This window comes from Streptomyces sp. MS19 (assembly GCF_047200595.1).
In the GTDB taxonomy this organism is placed as follows: Bacteria; Actinomycetota; Actinomycetes; order Streptomycetales; family Streptomycetaceae; genus Streptomyces.
This window is the reverse complement of the sequence record NZ_JBJZOH010000020.1, coordinates 57,724-76,305: the sequence shown is the minus strand read 5'-3', so window position 1 is coordinate 76,305 and position 18,582 is coordinate 57,724. Positions and strand designations below refer to the sequence as shown.

The following is an 18,582-nucleotide window of genomic DNA, read 5'->3' as shown; positions in this document are numbered from 1 at the left end:
GAGTGGCTCGCGAACGGACCGGGCCTGGCGGAGTGTGACGAGGTAGGTGCTGCTTGGGATTACCTCACGACCCCGGAGCCGGACTGCCCCGGGGGAACGAATCGGACTCCCCACTGGATCGACGAAGGCGATGTGGCCGCCGCTCGCGCCCTGATGCGAGAAGCCGGCGAGGTCCCTGCCAGGCGCGCCTGCCCAAGAGGGCCGGGGTGAGAGCCGGCGGTGTAGTGCGCGTGGTACCCGCCGTTGCGGAGGAACACCTATGGCAACCCGCGGCCCGGGATCAGCCGTTCGGGGCTGCGGCGGGGCCCTGGCCGCCGGAACCGGACCCGACCCGGACCAGGTCGAGAACGGACCGCGGAGGCCGCCCGAGCGGTCTGCGGGCCTTCGGGTGCGCGATCACTGCCAGGGACGGGTCAACCAAGTCTGCCGGGGCGTCGTGCGTTCGGCCGTGGGCAGCCACAGCCGGCATTCCGCGAGCCGTCTCCCACAGGCGCAGTCGATGTCCAGGCGGTCGTCGGGGGCGAATCGCACCTCGCTGACTTCGTGCATGCGATCGGCCCGGTCCTCCGCCGGGTTTACGGAGACTTCCGGCTGGTGCGGCATGCCGGCATGTGCGTGCAGCCATGCGCGAGGTGTCCGCAGCAGGGCAGGCCCGCAGACGTTGAGCAAGACCGTCACCCACGGTTCACCGGGGACGACCTGCGGAGGATGCATGTATCGCTCGACCCAGGCGACTCGGCGGTGCTCACCGTCGAAAGCCCAGCCCAGCCCAGCACGGATATCGCGGGTCCGCCGCCAGGCGGCCCCGATCGCTGTCCGAGGGCGCTCCCCACCAGCTGCGAGGAGCGGCCCATTCCCGGTACGGGGCTCCCAGCCCCAGTGCGCCACCGATCGCGGCGAGCAACTCGCTGTCCTTCCCCGCACTGTCGAAGTCCCGGCTGTTCGTGAAGTCATGCCCTGGCATGCCGCCATAGTCTGGCCCACGGTGTCCGCGGCCTCCGGACGGCTACCGGCGACGGGTGCGCGAGCCGCCATGGCAGACCCGGCGAGAACTCGGTGGCCTGGCGAGCCATGCCGGTCCGACCGTACTGTGACGGCGTCACCGAGTCCGTCCTGACGATCCGTGGCACCCGCGACGAGCCATGCCCGTCGCGGGTGCCCATGCCGCATACCGTCCGGCTGATACCGCGAGGACATACCACGCCGGCCGCGGTGGTCGGCGCTCCTTACCCGTATGCCGTCGTCTCCTGGCGATCCCGAACCGAAATGAGCAGCACCATGCTGACAAGACCCGGGCCCTTCGAGTTAGCCCCCGTCGCCATGCGTCCGCGCCGCCTGACCACCTTGTTCGTCACCGGACTGGTCACCGTCCTCATGGCCGTCGGCGGATGCACCTCAAGTGCCGACGAGACACCGTCCACGCCGGAGAACCGACAGGACTCCAGCGATGTCGCCGCCGAGGCGCCCGCTCCCGGCCAGGACCCGAGCCCCGCGGAGGAACCGCCGCCCCCAGGCGATGTCGCCGCCGACACGCCGGCTCCCGGCCAGGACCGGAGCGGCGGGGAGGAAGCGCCGCCCGCCGGCGACGGCCGTCCGCAGGAGGCCTTCCTGACGATTCCGGACATCGGTATCGAGCGCCTGCGCATCCAGCCCTATGAGGGGCAGACCGACGACGCCCCGGGAACGGTGATCCAGGACCGCGGCATCGCGGCCAGCCCGCACGGCCCGTCCGGGGGAGTCGGCCCGGGAGGGGTCGGGAACTACCAGGTGACGGCGCATCGCAACTCGGCCGGCGCACCGTTCTTCTCGATACCCGACCTCGAAAACGGCGCACGAGTCGAAATAGCTACCGAGGAACGCGTTTTCGTGTATGAGGTGTACGAGACCAGACGGACGTCGTTCCGTTCGGAGCGGTCCCTGGCGGAGCAACAGGCCGCCGTTCCCGGCTATCCCGGCCGCACTCCGCACGAGGCCGTGATCACCCTTTCGACGTGCGCGACCCAGGAGGACCACGCTGTCGGAAACTTCTGGTCCGACGAGTTCGACAATCCGGAACACCGGATAGACAAGATCGGCATACTGATCGGCTCGCAACCCGCCTGACCTTCACCGGCCGGCTGAACGGCGTCTCGGTCCGGGGCAGTCGGCGGTCCGATGGCGTGCCCCGCCGGCCTGTCAGGTCGCCGGTCTGTGCGGAGCCCGCCGACAGCTTGCTCGTCACCTCACCGCTGCCGGGACCGGCGGAACGGCTTGCCCGGCGGGCCGGCACGGACAACCGGTGCGTGCGCCACCACTGTCTGTGGCGCACGACCGGGGCACGGGCCGAGGGGGACGCGGCCCGCGCGGCCTCCCCGGGCGCCGGGATGGCGGGCGGCTCGGCTCCTACTGGACCAGTCACACGTTCGACACAGTGGGCCGGCGGCGGTCAGGAGGGGGCCGCGGAGCCCTCGGTCCCAGCCGGTCCCCGGAGCCGTCCTGGCCCGGAGCGTACTGGCAGGTACACAGCGAAAAGCGCCCTGACCTGGGATTCCTCTCCCCGTCAGAGCGCTTGTTCCACCGTCGGGACGGCGGGATTTGAACCCACGACCCCTTGACCCCCAGTCAAGTGCGCTACCAAACTGCGCCACGTCCCGGTGCTTGTCCGGCTCGGGGTTTCCCTCGCCGACCGCGCAGCAGAACCATACCGCATCCGTGTGGGTGCCTGCCTAATCGCCGCTGGCCTGGGTCGGTGGGATGTGGTCGTGGGCGTAGGTGCGCTGCCAGCGTGCGCCCGTCTCGCGCAGTTCCCGGTGGGTCGAGAAGCGGTAGCGGTAGACGCGGGCGCGGATCTGTGCCGGGGGTGCGTCGGGGAAGGGGTTCACGCGGAGCAGGCGCAGGATCGCCGGGTCGTTGTCGAGGAGGCGCCGGATCAGGGCGCGCATCCACGGGCGGGGGACGGACGGGTTCAATGCCGCGAACCACATCAGCCAGTCCAGCCGCAGGTGGAACGGCGCGAACTGGCGCGGGGCCCGTCGTACGTCCCCCGGCTTGCCGTGGAACCCGTACGCCCGCCAGTGCTCCCCGTCCTGCGTGCCCTCCAGCTCGATCTCGTGCCGTGCCCGCGTGACGCTGCCGAAGGCGCCGTATGTGTTGACGAGGTGCAGGCCGTTGTAGGTGCGGTTCATCGACTGGTGGCGGGAGAACAGGTTGCGCACAGGCTGGTAGCTCAGGATGGCGACCAGCAGCGCCACGGCCCACACCGTGACGCTGAACCACAGCGGCGCGTCCTCCTGGCCGGTGGGTGGTGCGGGGAGGAACGGCAGGCGCGCGGGGTGGACGGCGGCGAGGGCGAGCAGCATCGTCAGCCAGTTCAGCCAGGCGAAGTTTCCCGAGGCCACCAGCCACAGCTGCGTGACGATCACCAGCAGCGCCGCCCACGTGGCGACGGGCTGGGGGAGGAGGAGGCCGAAGGGGACGATCAGCTGGCACACGTGGTTGGCCGCCGCCTCGACGCGGTGCAGCGGCCTGGGCAGCAGGTGGAACAGGCGGCTGAGCGGTCCCGGCATCGGCTGGGTCTCGTGGTGGTGGTAGAGGCAGGTCAGGTCGCGCCAGCACGGGTCGCCGCGCCATTTGATCAGCCCGGCGCCCAGCTCGACGCGGAACGCCAGCCACACCATGAGGTACATGCCGGACGTCGGCGGCGCGATGTCGTCGTTGCCCAGGAAGACGGCCAGGAAGCCCGCCTCCAGCAGCAGCGACTCCCAGCCGAACGCGTACCAGACGCCGCCGATGTTCACGACGGACAGGTACAGCGCCCACAGCACGGCCCACAGCAGCATCGACGCCCACAGCGGAACGATGTCGGCGAGGCCCGCCGCCAAGGCGGCCGACAGCGCGGCGCCCGTCCAGGCCAGGGCCAGCAGCCGCCGGTCCGTGTACCGCCACCAGCGGAAGAGGCCCGGGGCGCGGCGCGCGAGGGCGGGCGCGGGGGCCAGGCCCCGTTCGCCCGCGAGCGCGGGGAACTCGCGCGCCGTCGAGAGGAATGCCATCAGGTACACGACGGCCAGTCCGCGCTGGAGTACCAGACGGCTGAGCCAGGCGTCGGGGTCGGCGATCCAGTCCATGTGCCCTGCCTACCATCCGGGGCCGTCCGGGGGCTGCCGAACGGCCGTTGACCAGGCACGCGGCGGCGCGTAGCTTTCCGGCGGCACCTACGAGGAAGGGCGGGAAGCATGCCGCTGACCGATATGCCGATCGACGAACTCCGGGACTACCGGCCCGCCGTCGAGGCTCCCGGCGACTTCGACGCGTTCTGGAGAGAGACGCTCGGCGACGCCCGCGAGGCAGCCGGTGCGCCGCCCGGTTTCCGGCGGGTGGAGGACACCCCGCTGGTGTCGGCGGAGGTGTACGACGTGCGCTTCCCCGGCTGGGGCGGCCACCCCATAGCGGGCTGGCTGCTGCTGCCCCGCGGCGCCGCACGGCCGCTGCCCGCCGTGGTCGGCTACATCGGCTACGGCGGTGGGCGCGGTCTGCACTTCGAGCACCTGGAGTGGGTCTCCGCCGGGTACGCCCACTTCGTGGTGGACACGCGCGGGCAGGGGCACGACACCCCCGACCCGGTCGGCGCGCGTTCGGCGCAGTGGGTGGGCGGGATGATGACGCGGGGTATCGAGAGCCCGGAGGACCACTACTACCGGCGTGTGGTCACCGACTGCGTGCGGGCCGTGGAGGTGCTGCGCGAGCACCCTGCGGTGGACGCCTCGCGCGTGGTGGTCTCCGGGGGCAGTCAGGGCGGTGGGCTGGCGCTGGCGACGGCGGGGCTGGCGGGGGACGCGGTGGCGGGTGCGCTCGTGGACGTACCGTTCCTGTGCCATTTCCGGCGGGGTGCGGAGGTCGCGTCGGGCGGGCCGTACATGGAGATCGTCCAGTACTTGCAGCGGCACCGGCGGGAGGCGGCGGAGCGGGTGTTCGGCACGCTGGCGTACTTCGACGGTGTGCACTTCGCGGCGCGGGCGAGCGCGCCCGCGCTGTTCAGTGCGGCGCTGATGGACCCGGTGTGCCCGCCGTCCACGGTCTACGCCGCGTACAACCGGTACGGGGGCGCGGCGGACATGTCCGTGTGGGAGTTCGGCGACCACGGCGGGGGCGGGCCGGCGCAGCAGCGTGCCCAGTACGCGTGGCTCGCCGCGCACGGCCTGGGAGGCGCGCCCGCCGCCGTGTGACGCGTTCCCGCCCGTGTGTTCCCGGTGCCCCGCCGGGCCAGGGAACGCACGGGAAACGGGGGGTGGGAGACGCGCGAACAGCCGGGGGCCGGGCCCCGGGGCCGCTACCCCCGCAGACGCCTTTACTGTTTAATTGCGAAGAATTCGCAACAACGTACGAGGCTCGGCAGGGGTATTCATGACGGTCAGGACGCTCCGGACGACACTCGCCGCGGCAGCCGCGCTGCTGGCGCTGGCGGCGTGCTCCGCCCCGTCCGACGGGGAGAGCGGCGACGGCGACGGTGGCGGCGCGCCGGGCGGGCAGGACACGCTCGTCGTCGGCATAGCCACCGAACCCGACTCGCTCAGCCCGCTCCTCGGCTACGGCAAGGACGGCAACTCGAAGATCTTCGACGGCCTCCTGCGCCACGACGAGGAACTGGCGCTCCAGCCCGCGCTCGCCACCGACCTGCCGCAGGTCAGCGACGACGGGCTCACGTACACGTACGCGCTGCGCGAGGGCGTCGAGTTCAGCGACGGCAGCCCCTTCACCGCGCGCGACGTCGTCTTCACCTACGAGACCGTGCTCGACGACGGCACCAACTACCCCTACAAGGACGAACTCGACGCGATCGAGAGCGTCCGCGCCGAGGGCGACCACACCGTCGTCTTCGAACTCGCCTACCCGTACGCGCCCTTCGCCGAGCGCACCGTCCTGCCCATCGCCTCCGCCGACGCGGCGGGCGGCCAGGACGCCAACACCGGCCCGTACAACACCGAGCCCGTCGGCACCGGCCCGTACGTCCTCACCGACTGGACCCCCGGCGAGCGCATCAGCCTGCGCGCCAACCCGGACTACTGGGCCGGCGCGCCCACCGTCGAGCGCCTCACCATGGCGATCATCCCCGACGACGACGTCCGCGTCACCCGCCTGCGCTCCGGCGACATCGACGCCGCCGTCCTCCCGCCCAGCCTCGCCGAGGGCTTCGCGGACGAGGAGGGCCTCGTCACGCACCAGGCCGTCAGCGCCGACTTCCGCGCCGTCACCCTCCCCACCGGCAACCCCGTCACCGGCGACACCGCCGTCCGCCGCGCCCTCGACGTCGCCGTGAACCGCGACCTGATGGTGGAGGGCATTCTCCAGGGCGCGGGACGCCCCGCGTACGGGCCCGTGCCGACGACCAGCCCCTGGTTCGCCGAAGGCACCGAACGCGCCTACGACCCCGAAGAGGCCCGCCGCATCCTCGACGAGGCCGGCTGGACCGAGGGCGACGACGGCATCCGTGAACGGGACGGTTTGCGTGCCGAGTTCACCCTCTGGTACCCGGCGGGCGACCGCCTGCGCCAGGACCACGCCCTCGCCTACGCGTCCGACGCCCGCGAGATCGGCATCGACGCGACCGTCGAGTCCGGCTCCTGGGAGGTCATCGACGACCGCCTCGCCGAGGACGCCGTGCTCTCCGGCGGCGGCAACCCGGCCGACCCCGACTTCGACCTCTACGGCCTGCTGCACTCCCGCCTCGCCGGCGACGGCTGGAACAACATGGCGCACTACACCAACCCCGCCGTGGACGAAGCGCTCGACGCCGGGCGCCGCACCGCCGACCGCGACGCCCGCCAGGAGGCGTACGACGCCGTCCAGCGCGAGCTGGCCGACGACCCCGGCTACACCTTCCTCACCCACATCGACCACGTCTACGTGATGGCCGACCGCTGGGACGGCGTGACCACCCAGCCCGAGCCGCACGACCACGGCCTCGGCCACGGCCCGTGGTGGAACGTGGAGTCCTGGCAGGCCCGCGCGTGACCCCCGCGCTCCCCTGGGGCGCCATGGCACGGCTCACGGGGCGGCGGCTGCTCGCCGCCGTCCCGGTGCTCGCCCTGGTGACGTTCGGCATGTTCGCCGTCGCCGCCGCGTCCCCCTTCGACCCCGTGCGCCAGTACGTCGGCAGCGGTGTCGGCGCGTCCGCCGAGACGCTGGACCGCCTGCGCGCCAACCTCGGCGCGGACGGCAACTTCGCCGAGCAGTGGTGGACATGGCTGCGCTCCGCCGCCACCGGCGACCTCGGCCACTCCCTGTCCCTGCGCCAGCCCGTCGCCCAGGTCATCGGCGAACGGCTCGGCTGGTCCGCGCTGCTGTGCGCCGTCGCCTTCGTGACCGCCGTGCTCGGCGGAACGGCGCTCGGCGTGGCCGCCGCGCGCAGGCCGGGCCGCCTCCTCGACCGGACCGTCACCTCGCTCGGCTACACCCTCCAGGCCGCGCCGCCGTTCTGGCTCGCCCTGCTGGCCATCTGGTGCTTCGCCGTCCGGCTCGACCTGCTGCCCGCGGGCGGCCTGACCGACCCGGGCAGCGACGCGGTCACCCCCGGCGGCCTGCTACGGCACCTGGTCCTGCCCGCGTCCGTCCTCGCCGTCTCCCAGCTGCCCTGGTTCGTCCTGTACGTACGGCAGGGCGTGCTCGACGCCCTGCGCGAGGACCCGGTACGCGGCGCCCGTGCGCGCGGCCTCGACGAGCGGACCGTCCTCCTCGGCCACGCCCTCCGCTCGGGGCTCCTCCCCGTGCTCACCCTGATCGGCACCCGCATACCCGAACTCATCACCGGCGCCCTGCTGGTGGAGACCGTCTTCAGCTGGCCGGGCATAGCGTCCGCCACCGTGCGCGCGGCCACCGCGTCCGACTTCCCCCTGCTGGCCGCCCTCACCGTGCTGTCCGCGATCGCGGTCCTGGTGGGCAACCTGCTGGCCGACCTGCTCTACGGCCTGGCCGACCCCCGCGTCAGCCACGACGAGATGTGATCCCCATGGCCACCACTGAACGCCCCACCCCCGAGGCGGCGGACCCCGCCGAGCAGCCCTGGCACACCCCGGCGGCCGAACGGCGCGGCACCCGCAAGGTCCGCGTCGCCACGTCGGCCGTACTGGTCGCCGCCGCTGTGGCTGCCGTCCTGCTCGTGCCCCTGCTCTTCCCCCTCGACCAGCAGGCCATCGACCTGACCGCCCGGCTCATCCCGCCGTCCTGGGACCACCCCTTCGGCACCGACGACGTCGGCCGCGACCTCCTGCTGCGCAGCGTCTACGGCCTGCGCGTCTCCCTGACCGTCGGCGTCGTCGCCGCGCTGGTGGCCGCCGTACTCGGCCTCGCCATCGGCTGCGTCGCGGGCGCGGCGGGCGGCCGTACCGACCGGCTGCTGATGCGGCTGGTGGACACGTTCTCCGCCGTGCCGCACCTGCTGATGGGCATCTTCATCGTCGCCATGTTCCGCCCCGGCGTGTGGCCCGTCATCGTGTCTGTGGGGCTGACCCACTGGGTCTCCACCGCCCGTATCGTCCGCGCTGAGGTGCTGTCACTGCGCACCCGCCCCTACATCGACGCCGCCATATCCGGCGGTGCGGGACGCCGCCGCGTCGTCCTGCGCCACCTGATGCCCGCCGTGCTGCCCCAGGCGGGACTCGCTGCCGTGCTCATGGTGCCGCACGCGCTGTGGCACGAGTCCGCGCTGTCGTTCCTCGGCCTCGGCATCCCCGCCCACCAGGCCAGCCTCGGCACGATGATCAACGCCGCCCGGGGCCCCCTGGCCGCCGGCGACTGGTGGCCGACGCTCTTCCCCGGCCTGTTCATCATCCTGCCGACCCTCGCCATCGCCGGACTCGCCGGCGCCTGGCGGGAACGCATCAACCCGCGCCGCCGATCGGAGCTGGTCCTGTGACGCCCCTGCTGTCCGTGCGCGGCCTGTCCGTCCGCTTCCGCATGCCGCGCGGCCGCCACGTCGCCGCCGTCAGCGACGTCTCGTTCGACCTCGCGGCGGGGGAGTGCCTGGCGCTCGTCGGCGAGAGCGGCTGCGGCAAGTCCGTCCTGACCGGCGCGCTCCTCGGCCTCCTCCCCGCCAACGCCCAGACGCGCGGCAGCGCCGTCCTCCCGCCCGCCGCGCCGGGCGAGCCCGCCGTCGACCTGCTCACCGCGGGCGAACGCACGCTCGCCAGGACCGTACGCGGACGCCGCATCGGCCTGGTCCCGCAGAGTCCGGCGGCGCACCTCACCCCCGTACGGACGGTCCGCGCCCACCTCACCGAGACCGTGAAGGCCCTCACCGGCACCCGCCGCGACGCGCTGCCGCCCGCCGTCACCGCCGCCGCCGAACGGGCCGCGTTCCCCGCCGGCCACCTCGGCCACCACCCGCACCAGCTCTCCGGCGGCCTCGCCCAGCGCGCCGCCACCGCCCTCGCCCTCGTCGGCGACGCGCCCCTCCTCATCGCCGACGAGCCGACCACCGGACTCGACCGCGATCTCGTGGACCGCACCGTCGCCGGACTGCGCCGCCACGCCGACGAGGGACGCGGCCTCCTCGTCATCACGCACGACCTCGCCGCCGCCGAGCGGATCGCCGACCGCGTCGCCGTCATGTACGCGGGCCGCATCGTCGAACTCGCCGAAGCCCCCGCCTTCTTCGGCCGCCCAGGCCCCCGCCACCCGTACGCCGCCGGACTCCTCGCCGCCCTGCCGGAACGCGACTTCACCCCCATCCCCGGCCTGCCGCCCGAACTGGACGCACTCCCCGGCGGCTGCGCGTTCGCCCCCCGCTGCGCCCGCGCCGACGCCGCGTGCGCCACCCGCCCGCCCCTCGACGGCGGCGTCGCCTGCCACCACGCCACCGCCCCGGAGGCCGCCGATGCTTGAGCTGACCGGCATCACCGCCGGATACGACCGCCGCACGCCCGTCGTCCGCGACCTGTCCCTGACCGTCGCCGACGGCGAGGCGCTCGGACTCCTCGGCCCGAGCGGCTGTGGCAAGTCCACCCTCGCGCGCGTCGCCGCCCTGCTGCACCGGCCGTGGGAGGGCACGGTGCGCCTCGCCGGGGAGACCGTCACCGGCTACCGCTTCCGCGCGCCACGGCACCTGCGCACCGCTGTCGGCGTCGTCTTCCAGCAGCCGCGCCTCGCCGCCGACCCGCGCCTCACCCTCGGCGGCCTCATCGCCGAACCCGCCCGCGCCACCGGACGCGGCCACGAGCTGGCCGGCCGCGCCGCCGCCCTCGCCGACGCCGCGGGGCTCGGCACCGAACTGCTGCGCCGCCGCCCCCACGAGGTCAGCGACGGGCAGCTCCAGCGCGCCTGCCTGGCCCGCGCCCTCCTGCTCCGCCCCCGGCTGCTGATCTGCGACGAGATGACCGCCATGCTCGACGCCTCCACCACCGCCGCGCTCGTCGCCCTCGTCGAGGACTACCGCAGGGAGCACGGCGCGGCGCTGCTCGCGGTCGGCCACGACCGCGTGCTGCTCGGCAGATGGTGCGACTCCGTACGGGAGTGGGGGAGCGGCGGCGGGAATCCTGAGCGCTCCACGGCGTTGGCACAAGGGTGAGCACACACCAGGGCGGAAACACGGACACGGGGACGGACGCGGCGGCGCTGCGGTCGGTCCGCTGGTCGGTCCTCGACCGGGCCCTCGTCCGCCAGGGGCAGCGGCCCGACGAGGCGCTGCGGGGGACCGTCGCGTACGCCCGGGAGGCGGACGCGCTCGGCTTCCACCGTTTCTGGGTGGCAGAGCACCACGGCGTGCCGGGCGTCGCCGGATCGGCCCCCACGGTGCTCGCCGCCGCCGTCGCGTCGGCCACGCGGCGCGTCCGCGTGGGCACCGGCGGCGTCATGCTGCCGAATCACCGGCCGCTCGTGGTCGCCGAGCAGTTCGGCGTGCTGGCGTCGCTCTTCCCCGGCCGGATCGACATGGGGCTCGGCCGCTCGGTCGGCTTCGTCGGGCCCGTACGGCGCGCCCTCGGGGCGGACAAGGACGCCGCCGACCGGTTCGGCGAGCAGATCGCGGAACTGCTCGGCTACTTCGAGGGCGGCGGCCCCGTGCGGGCCCTGCCCGCCGAGGGGCTGCGGGTGCCGCCGTTCGTCCTCGCGGTCGGCTCCGGCGCGGGGATCGCCGCCGCGCACGGGCTGCCGGTCGTGCTGGCGTACCGGGACGACGAGGAACGGATGCTCACCGCCGTCGAGTCGTACCGGCGGGACTTCGTCCCGGGACCGTACGGCGAGCGCCCGTACGTCGTGATCGCGGTGAACGCGGCGGTCGCCGCCACCGCGGAGGAGGCCGCCCTGCTCCAGGTCCCCGAGGCGTGGGCCACCGTGCACTCCCGCACACGCGGCGTCTTCGCCCCCCTCGAACCGGCGGACGACATCCTCGCCAGGGACCTCACCGAACGCGAGCGGACCTACTTCGCCCAGGCGCGCGCCGGGCAGCTGCACGGCGACGAGGGCGGGATGGAACGCGCCCTGGCCCGCCTGATATCCCGCACCCGCGCCGACGAGGTGCTGGTGACCCTCTCCACGCACAGCGCCGCGGACCGTCTCGACTCGACGCGCCGCCTCGCACGGCTCGCCGGACTGACGCCCGCCGCCCACCCGGCGGTCGCCGGGGCCTGACCCGCCCCGGGCGGTCAAGGGCGGGCGGGGCCGCGGTAGGGGAGGGTCTGGCTGTAGACGATGTTGGTCGTCGTGCTACCGAACCCGGCCAGCTCGTCCACCACCTTCTCCAGGTGCTGCATGGACGTGGCGGCCACCTTCAGGACGTAGCAGTCGTCGCCCGTGGTCCGCAGGCACTCCAGGATCTCGGCGCGCTCGCCCAGCAGCGCGTGCAGCGGCTGGTGGCGGCTGCCCGGGTACTTCAGCCGCACCACGGCCAGCACCGGATAGCCGACGCGCGTCAGGTCGAGCTCCGCCCGGTAGCCGGTGATCACGCCGAGCGCCTCCAGACGCCGCACCCGCTCGGTGGCCGCCGACGCGCTCAGCCTGACCCGTTTGCCCAGCTCGGTCAGCGGCAGGCGCCCGTCTCGTTGCAGCTCCGCGAGGATCGACCAGTCCGTCGGATCGAGAGTCTCGGTCATCGGGCCACGATACCGGCAGATCCACGGCCGGACGCCCCTGATGCCGTGAGCAATCCCTTCAACCCGGCCGCCCGCCCCGGATACATTCACCCGGTGCGAATCGGAGTGAACATCCCCAACTTCGGCCCCGGCACCGACCCCGGTGTGCTGCGCGGCTGGGCGGAGCGCGTGGAGGGCCACGGGTTCGACCTGCTGACCCTCTCGGACCACGTGGTGCTGACGCCCGACGTCACCGAGCAGTACCGGCCGCCGTTCTACGACCCCTTCACCACCCTGGCCTGGATGGCCGGGATCACCGGGCGGATCAGGATCGGCACGACGGTCGTCATCGTGCCCTACCGGCACCCCCTGCTGGTCGCCAGGATGGCCGCCAACCTCAACGACCTCAGCGGCGGCCGGCTCGTGCTCGGCGTGGCGGCGGGCTGGGCACGGCAGGAGTTCGCGGCGCTCGGCGTCCCGTTCGAACGGCGTGGCGCCCTGACCGACGACCACCTGCGGGTGATCCGCGCGGCGTGGGCCGACCAGGACGACTACCGCGCCGGGCACATCCCCGTCTGGGTCGGCGGCAACAGCGACGCGGGACTGCGCCGCGCCATCCGCCTCGGCGACGCCTGGCACCCGCTGCGCGCCACCTCCGGCTGGCTGGCCGCCGCAGCCGACCGGCTACGCGCGACCGCGCACGAGCTGGGGCGCCCGGCACCGGCCTTCGCGCCCCGGATCGCGCTGCGCCTGACCGACCGGCCCGTCACCGGGCCGGGCCGACTCGCGGGGGAGGGCACGGTCGAGCAGATCGTGGCCGACCTCGACGGGCTGCGGAAGCTCGACCCGGACACCGTGCTGCTCGACCCGTACAACGGCGCCCCGGACGAGACCCTGCGCCCCGAGGCGGCCTGGCGGGCCGTCGCGGCGGTCGCCGCCCACCTCCCCGACCTGGAGCGACCATGACACAGCCACCCGCCGACGCGCCCCGCCCCCTCACCGAGGCGGACGAACGGCACCTGCGCCGCGCCGTCGCGCTCGCCGCCCTGGCACGGGAGGGCGGGGACCCGCCGTTCGGCTCGCTGCTGGTCGGTCCGGGCGGCGAGGTGCTGGCCGAGGCGCACAACACCACGGTCACCGAGGCCGACATCTCCCTGCACCCCGAACTGAAGCTCGCGGTCTGGGCCGCCCGTGAACTCGACCCCGCCACCGCCGCGCGCACCACCCTGTACACCAGCTGCCAGCCGTGCGGCATGTGCGCGGGCGCCATCGAACGCTCGTTCCTCGGCCGCGTGGTGTACGCCCTGTCCACCGCGCAGTTGCTCGCCCTCAAGCCCCCGGCGGAGCCGCCCGCGCCGCGCACCGAGGGCCCGGCGCTCCACGACGAGGCCGCCGCCGTGGTGGCGGGCTACTACGGCTGACGGCCCCGGCACGCTAGTCCGCGGCGATCCCCGGGAACAGCAGCGCGTACGGCTCGGTCGCGCTGTCGCCGAGCGCCCGCGCGTACGGCGCGTCGAAGTGCCAGACGAGGAACAGCAGGAAGGCGATCATCGCGCTGAAGAGCCCGGCGAGCACCAGTTCCCGCGCGGACCGCTGGATCTGGAGGGCGAAGACCATGCCGACGACGACCGCCGCCCCGGTCAGCAGCCCGATCCACACCTCGACCGGCATCGTCGGCTCGGCGGCCTGGACACGCCCCGACCTGGCGTCCGCCACGGTGGCCGCCTGGTCGATCAGCCCTTGATACGACTCGACCTCGCGCACCGTCTCCGGCTCGCGGTCCGTGACGGTGGCGCGCAGGTCGCCGAGCAGCCGGTCGCCCTCCGGTGTCAGCTGCCCCTCCTCGCGCAGTTCGCCCCACTCGTCGCCCGAGGCGTACGCCACGTACGCGTGGATGTCGGCGCGGATCGCGTCGCGGACGTCCGGCGGGAAGACGGCGGCCCGTTCGTCCATCTCGTGCAGCGCCTGCGCCTCCTGCTGCACCCATGCCTCGGCCTCGCCCCTGGCCTCCCACACGCCCGCGATGGCGAGGCCGAGGACGATGGCGTAGACGACGCCGAGCATCATCGTCATGTACTCGATGACGTCGGGGGTCTCCGACGGGTCGTCGGGCTGATCGGTGTGGCGCCGCCTGAGCAGCGCGAGGAGGAGCACGACGCCGGTGGTCGCGGCGACGATGATGGTCAGGGCAAGCCATTCGGACACCGTGGTCTCCTAGCCGGTGCTGGAACGTGAGGAACGGGCGGACGAGCCGCCGCCGCGCGGGCGCAGGGTGGCCGCCGCGAGGACGGCGGGGGCGACGACGAGCAGCGTGCGGCTCACGACGGAGCCGCCGTTGTCCGGCGTCTCGCGCTGCGGGGGCGCGGCGAGCCCGGCGGTCAGCGGGAGCGGGTCGTCCGCCGGGGGCGCGGGCGGCGGTGGCGGCGCGGGCACGGGGGCCGGGTCGGGCTCGGCGGGCGGCGGCTCCGGCGCGGGCGGGGGCGGCGGGGCCGGCGGAGGCGGTTCGGGGGAGGGCGACGGCGCGGGCGCGGGCGCGGGTGTCGGCTCCGGCGTCGGCGAGGGCGACGGGGTGGGTGACGGCGACGGTGTCGGTGTGGGTGACGGCGACGGCGTCGGGCTCGGGCTCGGGTGGGGCGGCCACGGCCAGTGCGGCCAGGGGAAGCAGTGGGGGTGCGCCGGGGCGACGACCCGCGTGTGACCTGTCTCGGCCACCATCACGACGGGGCAGTACCAGTCCCACCACCGGTCCCGCCCGTCGTCCCCGCCGTCCCCGTCACCCGCTCCGCCGCGTGCCGCCGCGACCGAGGCCGCGCCCGTCAGCAGGAACGCGGCACAGAGGGCCCCGGCGCCCGCGCGGCGTACGCGCTGCCATGTGTCCACGGGGCGATCGTGGCGGCGCGGCGCGCGGGGCGGGGCCGAACGGGTGCCGGTTCGCCCGATGTGATGAAAAGCGGTCTGGTGGGGATTGTGTGGGAACGGGGTGGTGCGCGGGCGGTCAGGCGGCGTTCAGGTAGCCGTTCACCAGGCGGAGGTAGCGCGTCCAGTCCCACAGCGGGCCCGGGTCGATGTGCGTGGCGCCCGGCACCTCGTTGTGTCCGATGATCCGCGACCGGTTCACCGGGATGCCGTAGTAGCCGCACAGGAAGGCCGTCAGCCGCGCCGAGCCCTCGTACATCGCGGTGGTGAACCAGCGCGGCTGGTCGACCCAGCCCTCGTGCTCGATGCCGATGCTGCGCGTGTTGTAGGACCAGTTGCCCGCGTGCCAGGCGACGTTCTTCTCCTCGACGCACTGCGCGACGCGGCCGTCGTCCGACGCGACGACGTAGTGGGCCGACACGCGCGCCGCCGGGTCGGTGAAGATGCCGAGCGTGTCGGCGAACGTCTCCTGCGTCACGTGGATGACGACGTACTCGACCGGATACGTCCGCGGCCGGTTGGCGACCGTGTAGTTGGACGACGCCGCGGGCACCCACTCGGAGTAGGCGTAGTCGGCGGTGCGGATCGGGCCCGCCGCCCCCGGCGCGGCGGCGGCACCGCCCGACGGGCGCTGGGCCGGGCCCGCCCCCGGGCCGGCAAGCGCGTGGCCCGCGGTGACCGTGAGGGCGGTCGCGGCGGTGGCGACCGCGGCGCCGCCGCGCAGCAGGGCGCGGCGGGACGGGGACGGCGTCGGCTCGGTGGGCTTCGGCATGAGGGCTCCCGGTGTCTGGGCACGGCGTCGCGGGGGTGTCGGGCCGAGATTGCGGCCTGGACATGACAACCGATGGGACTCATGCTGACGCCGGGCCAGACGTCTGCCAAGTGGGCGAAGACACCGCCATTGGCACGACCTGAGGCGCCGTCACCCGCCCAGCAGCGCCGCCGGGGCGTCCAGCGCCGCCCGTACGGCCGACCGCGCCGCGCCCAGCAGCGGCCCGTCCTGGCCGAGCGGCGAGGGCGTGACGGGCACCGGCGTCTCCCGGCCGCCCGCCGCGACGGCGGTGCGGCGGGCCAGCTCCCGGCCCACCGGCGGCAGCAGCCAGGGGGCGAGCCGCGCGAGGCTGCCGCCGATCACGATCCGGCGCGGGTCCAGCAGGTTGACCGCCCCCGACAGGGCGATGCCGAGCGCCGTCCCCGCCTGCCGCACGGCGCGCAGCGCGGTCTGCTCGCCCGCCTCGCAGCGCGCCGTCAGCGCGCCCATGCGCACGCCGGGACCCGGCTCGATCCCGGCGGCGCGCAGCACCGCGTCCTCACCCGCGTACGCCTCCAGGCAGCCGCGCCCGCCGCAGGTGCAGGGGCGGCCCTCCGGGCGTACCGGCACGTGGCCCAGCTCGCCCGCGAACCCCTGGGCGCCGCGCAGCAGTTCGCCGTCCACGACGACGGCTGCGCCGATGCCGATCTGCGCCGAGACGTGGACGAAGCTGTCCGGCGCGCCGCCGGGCCCGCCCGAGCCGCCCCACAGTTCGGCGAGCGCGCCGAGGCTCGCCTCGTTCTCCACCGTGACGGGACCGAGTCCGGACGGCAGGAGGTCCGCGAGGTCCACGCCGTGCCAGCCGAGGTTGGGGGCGCGCAGGACCGTCGCGGTGTCGCGGACGACCAGCCCCGGCACGGCCACCGCCAGCCCGGCGGGCCGCAGTCCGGCGGACGCGGCCCGTTCCACCGCACGGCGCAGCATGCCGCCGAGCGCGCCGAGGACCTCCGCCGGATCGCTGCCCTGGTTGCGCGTCTCGTGGACCGCGCGGACGCGGACGTCCCCGCGCAGGTCCATGACGCAGACCGCCAGATGGTCCACGCCGATCTCCGCCCCCACACCGGCCGGTCCCCGGTCGGCGGCGAGCAGCTGGGTGCCGGGCCGGCCGACCGTTCCGGACCGCCCCGGGCCGCGCTCCACGAGCAGCTCCCCGCGCAGCAGTTCGTCCACGAGCGTGGACACGGCGGCGCGCGTCAGGCCGATCCGGGCCGCGACGTCGGCGCGGGAGAGCGGGCCTTCGGCGGCGACGGTGTGCAGCACGCGCGAGAGGTTGCGCTGCCGCATCTCGGCCTGCGCCTTCGGGGCGGTGGCTGTCACGTTCGCCGGCCGGCTCAGTGGCGGCGCAGCAGCGCGCCGGCGTCGGTCAGGGTGGCCGCCAGCCGCTCCAGCGCGGCGTCGTCCCGGGGGAGCGCGTCGAACTCGGGGCCGTCCGACGTGCCCCAGTCGCGGGCGACGGACGCGGCGTCGCGGCCGAGGAGCAGCCCGGCGGCCTGAGCCGCGGCGCCCAGGGCCACCAGCTCCTCGGCGCGCGGCACGCGCACGGGGCGGCCCGACAGGCGGCGCACGGTGTTGCGCCAGGCCGTGCCGCGCGCGCCGCCGCCGATCAGCAGGATGGGCGACGAGGGGTCCGCGCTGTCGTCCAGCACGCGGTCGAGCGCTTCGAGGAGCGCGAAGACCGCGCCGTCGTAGGCGGCCTGGAGCAGCTGGCCGCCGGTGGTGGTGTGCCGCAGGCCGCTCACGAGCCCCGCCGCGTACGGCAGGTCGGGGGTGCGTTCGCCGTCGAGGAACGGCAGCACGACCGCCTCGCCGCCGGGCTCGACCGCCTCGCGGTACAGGCCGAGCAGCGCGGCGAACCGGTCGACGGCCAGCGTGCAGTTGAGCGTGCAGGCCAGCGGCAGCCAGGCGTCGGCCGCGTCCGCGAAGCCCGCGACGATGCCGGACGGGTCGGCCGGGCGCCGGTGCGTGACGGCGTAGACCGTGCCCGAGGTGCCGAGGCTGAGGACCGGGCTGCCGGGCGTCAGACCGAGCCCGAGGGCGCCCGCCATGTTGTCGCCCGTCCCGGCCGCCACGGGGATGCCCGCGGGCAGCGGCAGGCCGGAACGCGTCGTCCCGGCCGCCTCGCCCGCCCGGACGACGCGGGGCAGCAGCGCCGGGTCGAGCCCGACGTGGCCGAGGATCTCGCCGTCGTAGTCCTCCGTGGCGGTGGACCACCAGCCGCTGCCGGAGGCGTCGCCGCGGTCGGTCGTGCCGCCCGTCACCTCCTGGCCGGTGAGGCGGCCGGTCAGGTAGTCGTGCGGCAGGCGCACGGCGCGGGTCCGCGCCGCGGCCTCCGGCTCGTTCTCGCGCAGCCAGGCCCACTTCGTGACGGTGAACGAGGCGGCCGGCACGCTGCCCGTGCGCTCCGCCCAGGCGGCCGGGCCGCCCAGTTCGTCGAGCAGCCGGTCGCGCTGCGGCGCGGAGCGCGTGTCGTTCCACAGCAGCGCGCCGCGCACCGGGCGGCCGTCCGTGTCGAGCGTCACCAGGCCGTGCTGCTGCCCGGCGACCGAGACGGCCGCGGCCTGGGCGGCGGCCGGGCCGCACTGCCCGACGGCGTCGAGCAGCGCCTGCCACCACTGCTCCGGGTCGCTGTCGCGCTCGGCGGTGACGACGTTCGGCGCCGAGCCGCGCGCGACGACGCGGCCGGTGGCGACGTCCACGACCAGCGCCTTGGTGGACTGCGTGGAGCTGTCCACGCCGATGACAAGGGGTCCGTCCGGTACGGCCATGGGGCGTCCTCTCCGCGGGCCAGGGGCAGGGGGGTTTTCACAGCGGGCTCCC

General features: G+C 74.7%; 18 protein-coding genes and 1 tRNA gene. 10 read left to right on the top strand and 9 right to left on the bottom strand.

Annotated elements, in window-relative coordinates:
* Positions 1 to 396: 396 nt before the first annotated feature.
* A complete protein-coding gene (locus tag ACL02R_RS19495) occupies positions 397 to 678 on the bottom strand; it encodes a hypothetical protein (RefSeq protein WP_412798225.1) in 282 nt (93 codons plus the stop codon).
* Positions 679 to 1,266: 588 nt separating this feature from the next.
* On the opposite strand from ACL02R_RS19495, the gene ACL02R_RS19490 reads away from it, so the two are divergent.
* A complete protein-coding gene (locus tag ACL02R_RS19490; RefSeq protein ID WP_412798224.1) occupies positions 1,267 to 2,103 on the top strand; it encodes a sortase domain-bontaining protein in 837 nt (278 codons plus the stop codon).
* A 456-nt stretch (positions 2,104 to 2,559) separates the two neighbouring features.
* Here ACL02R_RS19490 and ACL02R_RS19485 read toward each other — a convergent pair.
* Positions 2,560 to 2,633 (bottom strand) — tRNA-Pro (locus ACL02R_RS19485).
* 72 nt (positions 2,634 to 2,705) lie between these two features.
* Complete coding sequence (locus ACL02R_RS19480; protein ID WP_412798223.1) at positions 2,706 to 4,103, bottom strand: lipase maturation factor family protein; 1,398 nt, start codon at positions 4,101 to 4,103, stop codon at positions 2,706 to 2,708.
* Positions 4,104 to 4,211: 108 nt separating this feature from the next.
* On the opposite strand from ACL02R_RS19480, the gene ACL02R_RS19475 reads away from it, so the two are divergent.
* The 7 genes from ACL02R_RS19475 (at position 4,212) to ACL02R_RS19445 (ending at position 11,598) form a co-directional block, all read left to right on the top strand.
* A complete protein-coding gene (locus ACL02R_RS19475) occupies positions 4,212 to 5,201 on the top strand; it encodes an acetylxylan esterase (RefSeq protein ID WP_412798222.1) in 990 nt (329 codons plus the stop codon).
* 178 nt (positions 5,202 to 5,379) lie between these two features.
* Positions 5,380 to 6,987 (top strand): ABC transporter substrate-binding protein, encoded by a 1,608-nt coding sequence (locus ACL02R_RS19470; protein WP_412798221.1) that lies wholly within the window; start codon positions 5,380 to 5,382, stop codon positions 6,985 to 6,987.
* A 23-nt stretch (positions 6,988 to 7,010) separates the two neighbouring features.
* Positions 7,011 to 7,976 (top strand): ABC transporter permease, encoded by a 966-nt coding sequence (locus ACL02R_RS19465; RefSeq protein WP_412798220.1) that lies wholly within the window; start codon positions 7,011 to 7,013, stop codon positions 7,974 to 7,976.
* A gap of 5 nt (positions 7,977 to 7,981) precedes the next feature.
* A complete protein-coding gene (locus ACL02R_RS19460) occupies positions 7,982 to 8,887 on the top strand; it encodes an ABC transporter permease (protein WP_412798219.1) in 906 nt (301 codons plus the stop codon).
* Between the two features lie 41 nt (positions 8,888 to 8,928).
* Positions 8,929 to 9,855: an oligopeptide/dipeptide ABC transporter ATP-binding protein gene (locus tag ACL02R_RS19455; RefSeq protein WP_412798256.1), complete on the top strand. Its 927-nt coding sequence runs from the start codon at positions 8,929 to 8,931 to the stop codon at positions 9,853 to 9,855.
* Positions 9,848 to 10,537, top strand: a complete 690-nt coding sequence (locus tag ACL02R_RS19450) for an ABC transporter ATP-binding protein (protein WP_412798218.1) — start codon at positions 9,848 to 9,850, stop codon at positions 10,535 to 10,537. Before ACL02R_RS19455 ends, ACL02R_RS19450 begins: the two co-directional genes overlap by 8 nt.
* Entirely contained in the window at positions 10,534 to 11,598 is a 1,065-nt protein-coding gene (locus ACL02R_RS19445; protein WP_412798217.1) for an MsnO8 family LLM class oxidoreductase, read from the top strand. The genes ACL02R_RS19450 and ACL02R_RS19445 overlap by 4 nt, the downstream gene beginning before the upstream one ends.
* 14 nt (positions 11,599 to 11,612) lie before the next feature.
* On the opposite strand, the gene ACL02R_RS19440 is transcribed toward ACL02R_RS19445, so the two are convergent.
* Positions 11,613 to 12,059, bottom strand: coding sequence for an Lrp/AsnC family transcriptional regulator (locus tag ACL02R_RS19440; protein WP_412798216.1), 447 nt, complete (start codon positions 12,057 to 12,059; stop codon positions 11,613 to 11,615).
* Between the two features lie 93 nt (positions 12,060 to 12,152).
* On the opposite strand from ACL02R_RS19440, the gene ACL02R_RS19435 reads away from it, so the two are divergent.
* On the top strand, positions 12,153 to 13,004 hold the full coding sequence (locus tag ACL02R_RS19435; RefSeq protein ID WP_412798215.1) for an LLM class flavin-dependent oxidoreductase: 852 nt from the start codon (positions 12,153 to 12,155) through the stop codon (positions 13,002 to 13,004).
* Entirely contained in the window at positions 13,001 to 13,459 is a 459-nt protein-coding gene (locus tag ACL02R_RS19430; RefSeq protein ID WP_412798214.1) for a nucleoside deaminase, read from the top strand. Before ACL02R_RS19435 ends, ACL02R_RS19430 begins: the two co-directional genes overlap by 4 nt.
* A 13-nt stretch (positions 13,460 to 13,472) precedes the next feature.
* On the opposite strand, the gene ACL02R_RS19425 is transcribed toward ACL02R_RS19430, so the two are convergent.
* The 5 genes from ACL02R_RS19425 to xylB form a co-directional block, all read right to left on the bottom strand.
* On the bottom strand, positions 13,473 to 14,243 hold the full coding sequence (locus tag ACL02R_RS19425; protein ID WP_412798213.1) for a hypothetical protein: 771 nt from the start codon (positions 14,241 to 14,243) through the stop codon (positions 13,473 to 13,475).
* 9 nt (positions 14,244 to 14,252) lie between these two features.
* Positions 14,253 to 14,918, bottom strand: a complete 666-nt coding sequence (locus ACL02R_RS19420) for a hypothetical protein (RefSeq protein ID WP_412798212.1) — start codon at positions 14,916 to 14,918, stop codon at positions 14,253 to 14,255.
* Positions 14,919 to 15,033: 115 nt separating this feature from the next.
* Positions 15,034 to 15,726: an N-acetylmuramoyl-L-alanine amidase gene (locus ACL02R_RS19415; protein WP_412798211.1), complete on the bottom strand. Its 693-nt coding sequence runs from the start codon at positions 15,724 to 15,726 to the stop codon at positions 15,034 to 15,036.
* Positions 15,727 to 15,876: 150 nt separating this feature from the next.
* Positions 15,877 to 17,049, bottom strand: a complete 1,173-nt coding sequence (locus ACL02R_RS19410) for an ROK family protein (RefSeq protein ID WP_412798255.1) — start codon at positions 17,047 to 17,049, stop codon at positions 15,877 to 15,879.
* 47 nt (positions 17,050 to 17,096) lie between these two features.
* Positions 17,097 to 18,530 carry a xylulokinase gene (gene xylB / locus ACL02R_RS19405; protein WP_412798210.1) on the bottom strand — a complete coding sequence of 478 codons (1,434 nt, stop codon included), beginning with the start codon at positions 18,528 to 18,530 and terminating at the stop codon, positions 17,097 to 17,099.
* Positions 18,531 to 18,582 lie beyond the last annotated feature (52 nt).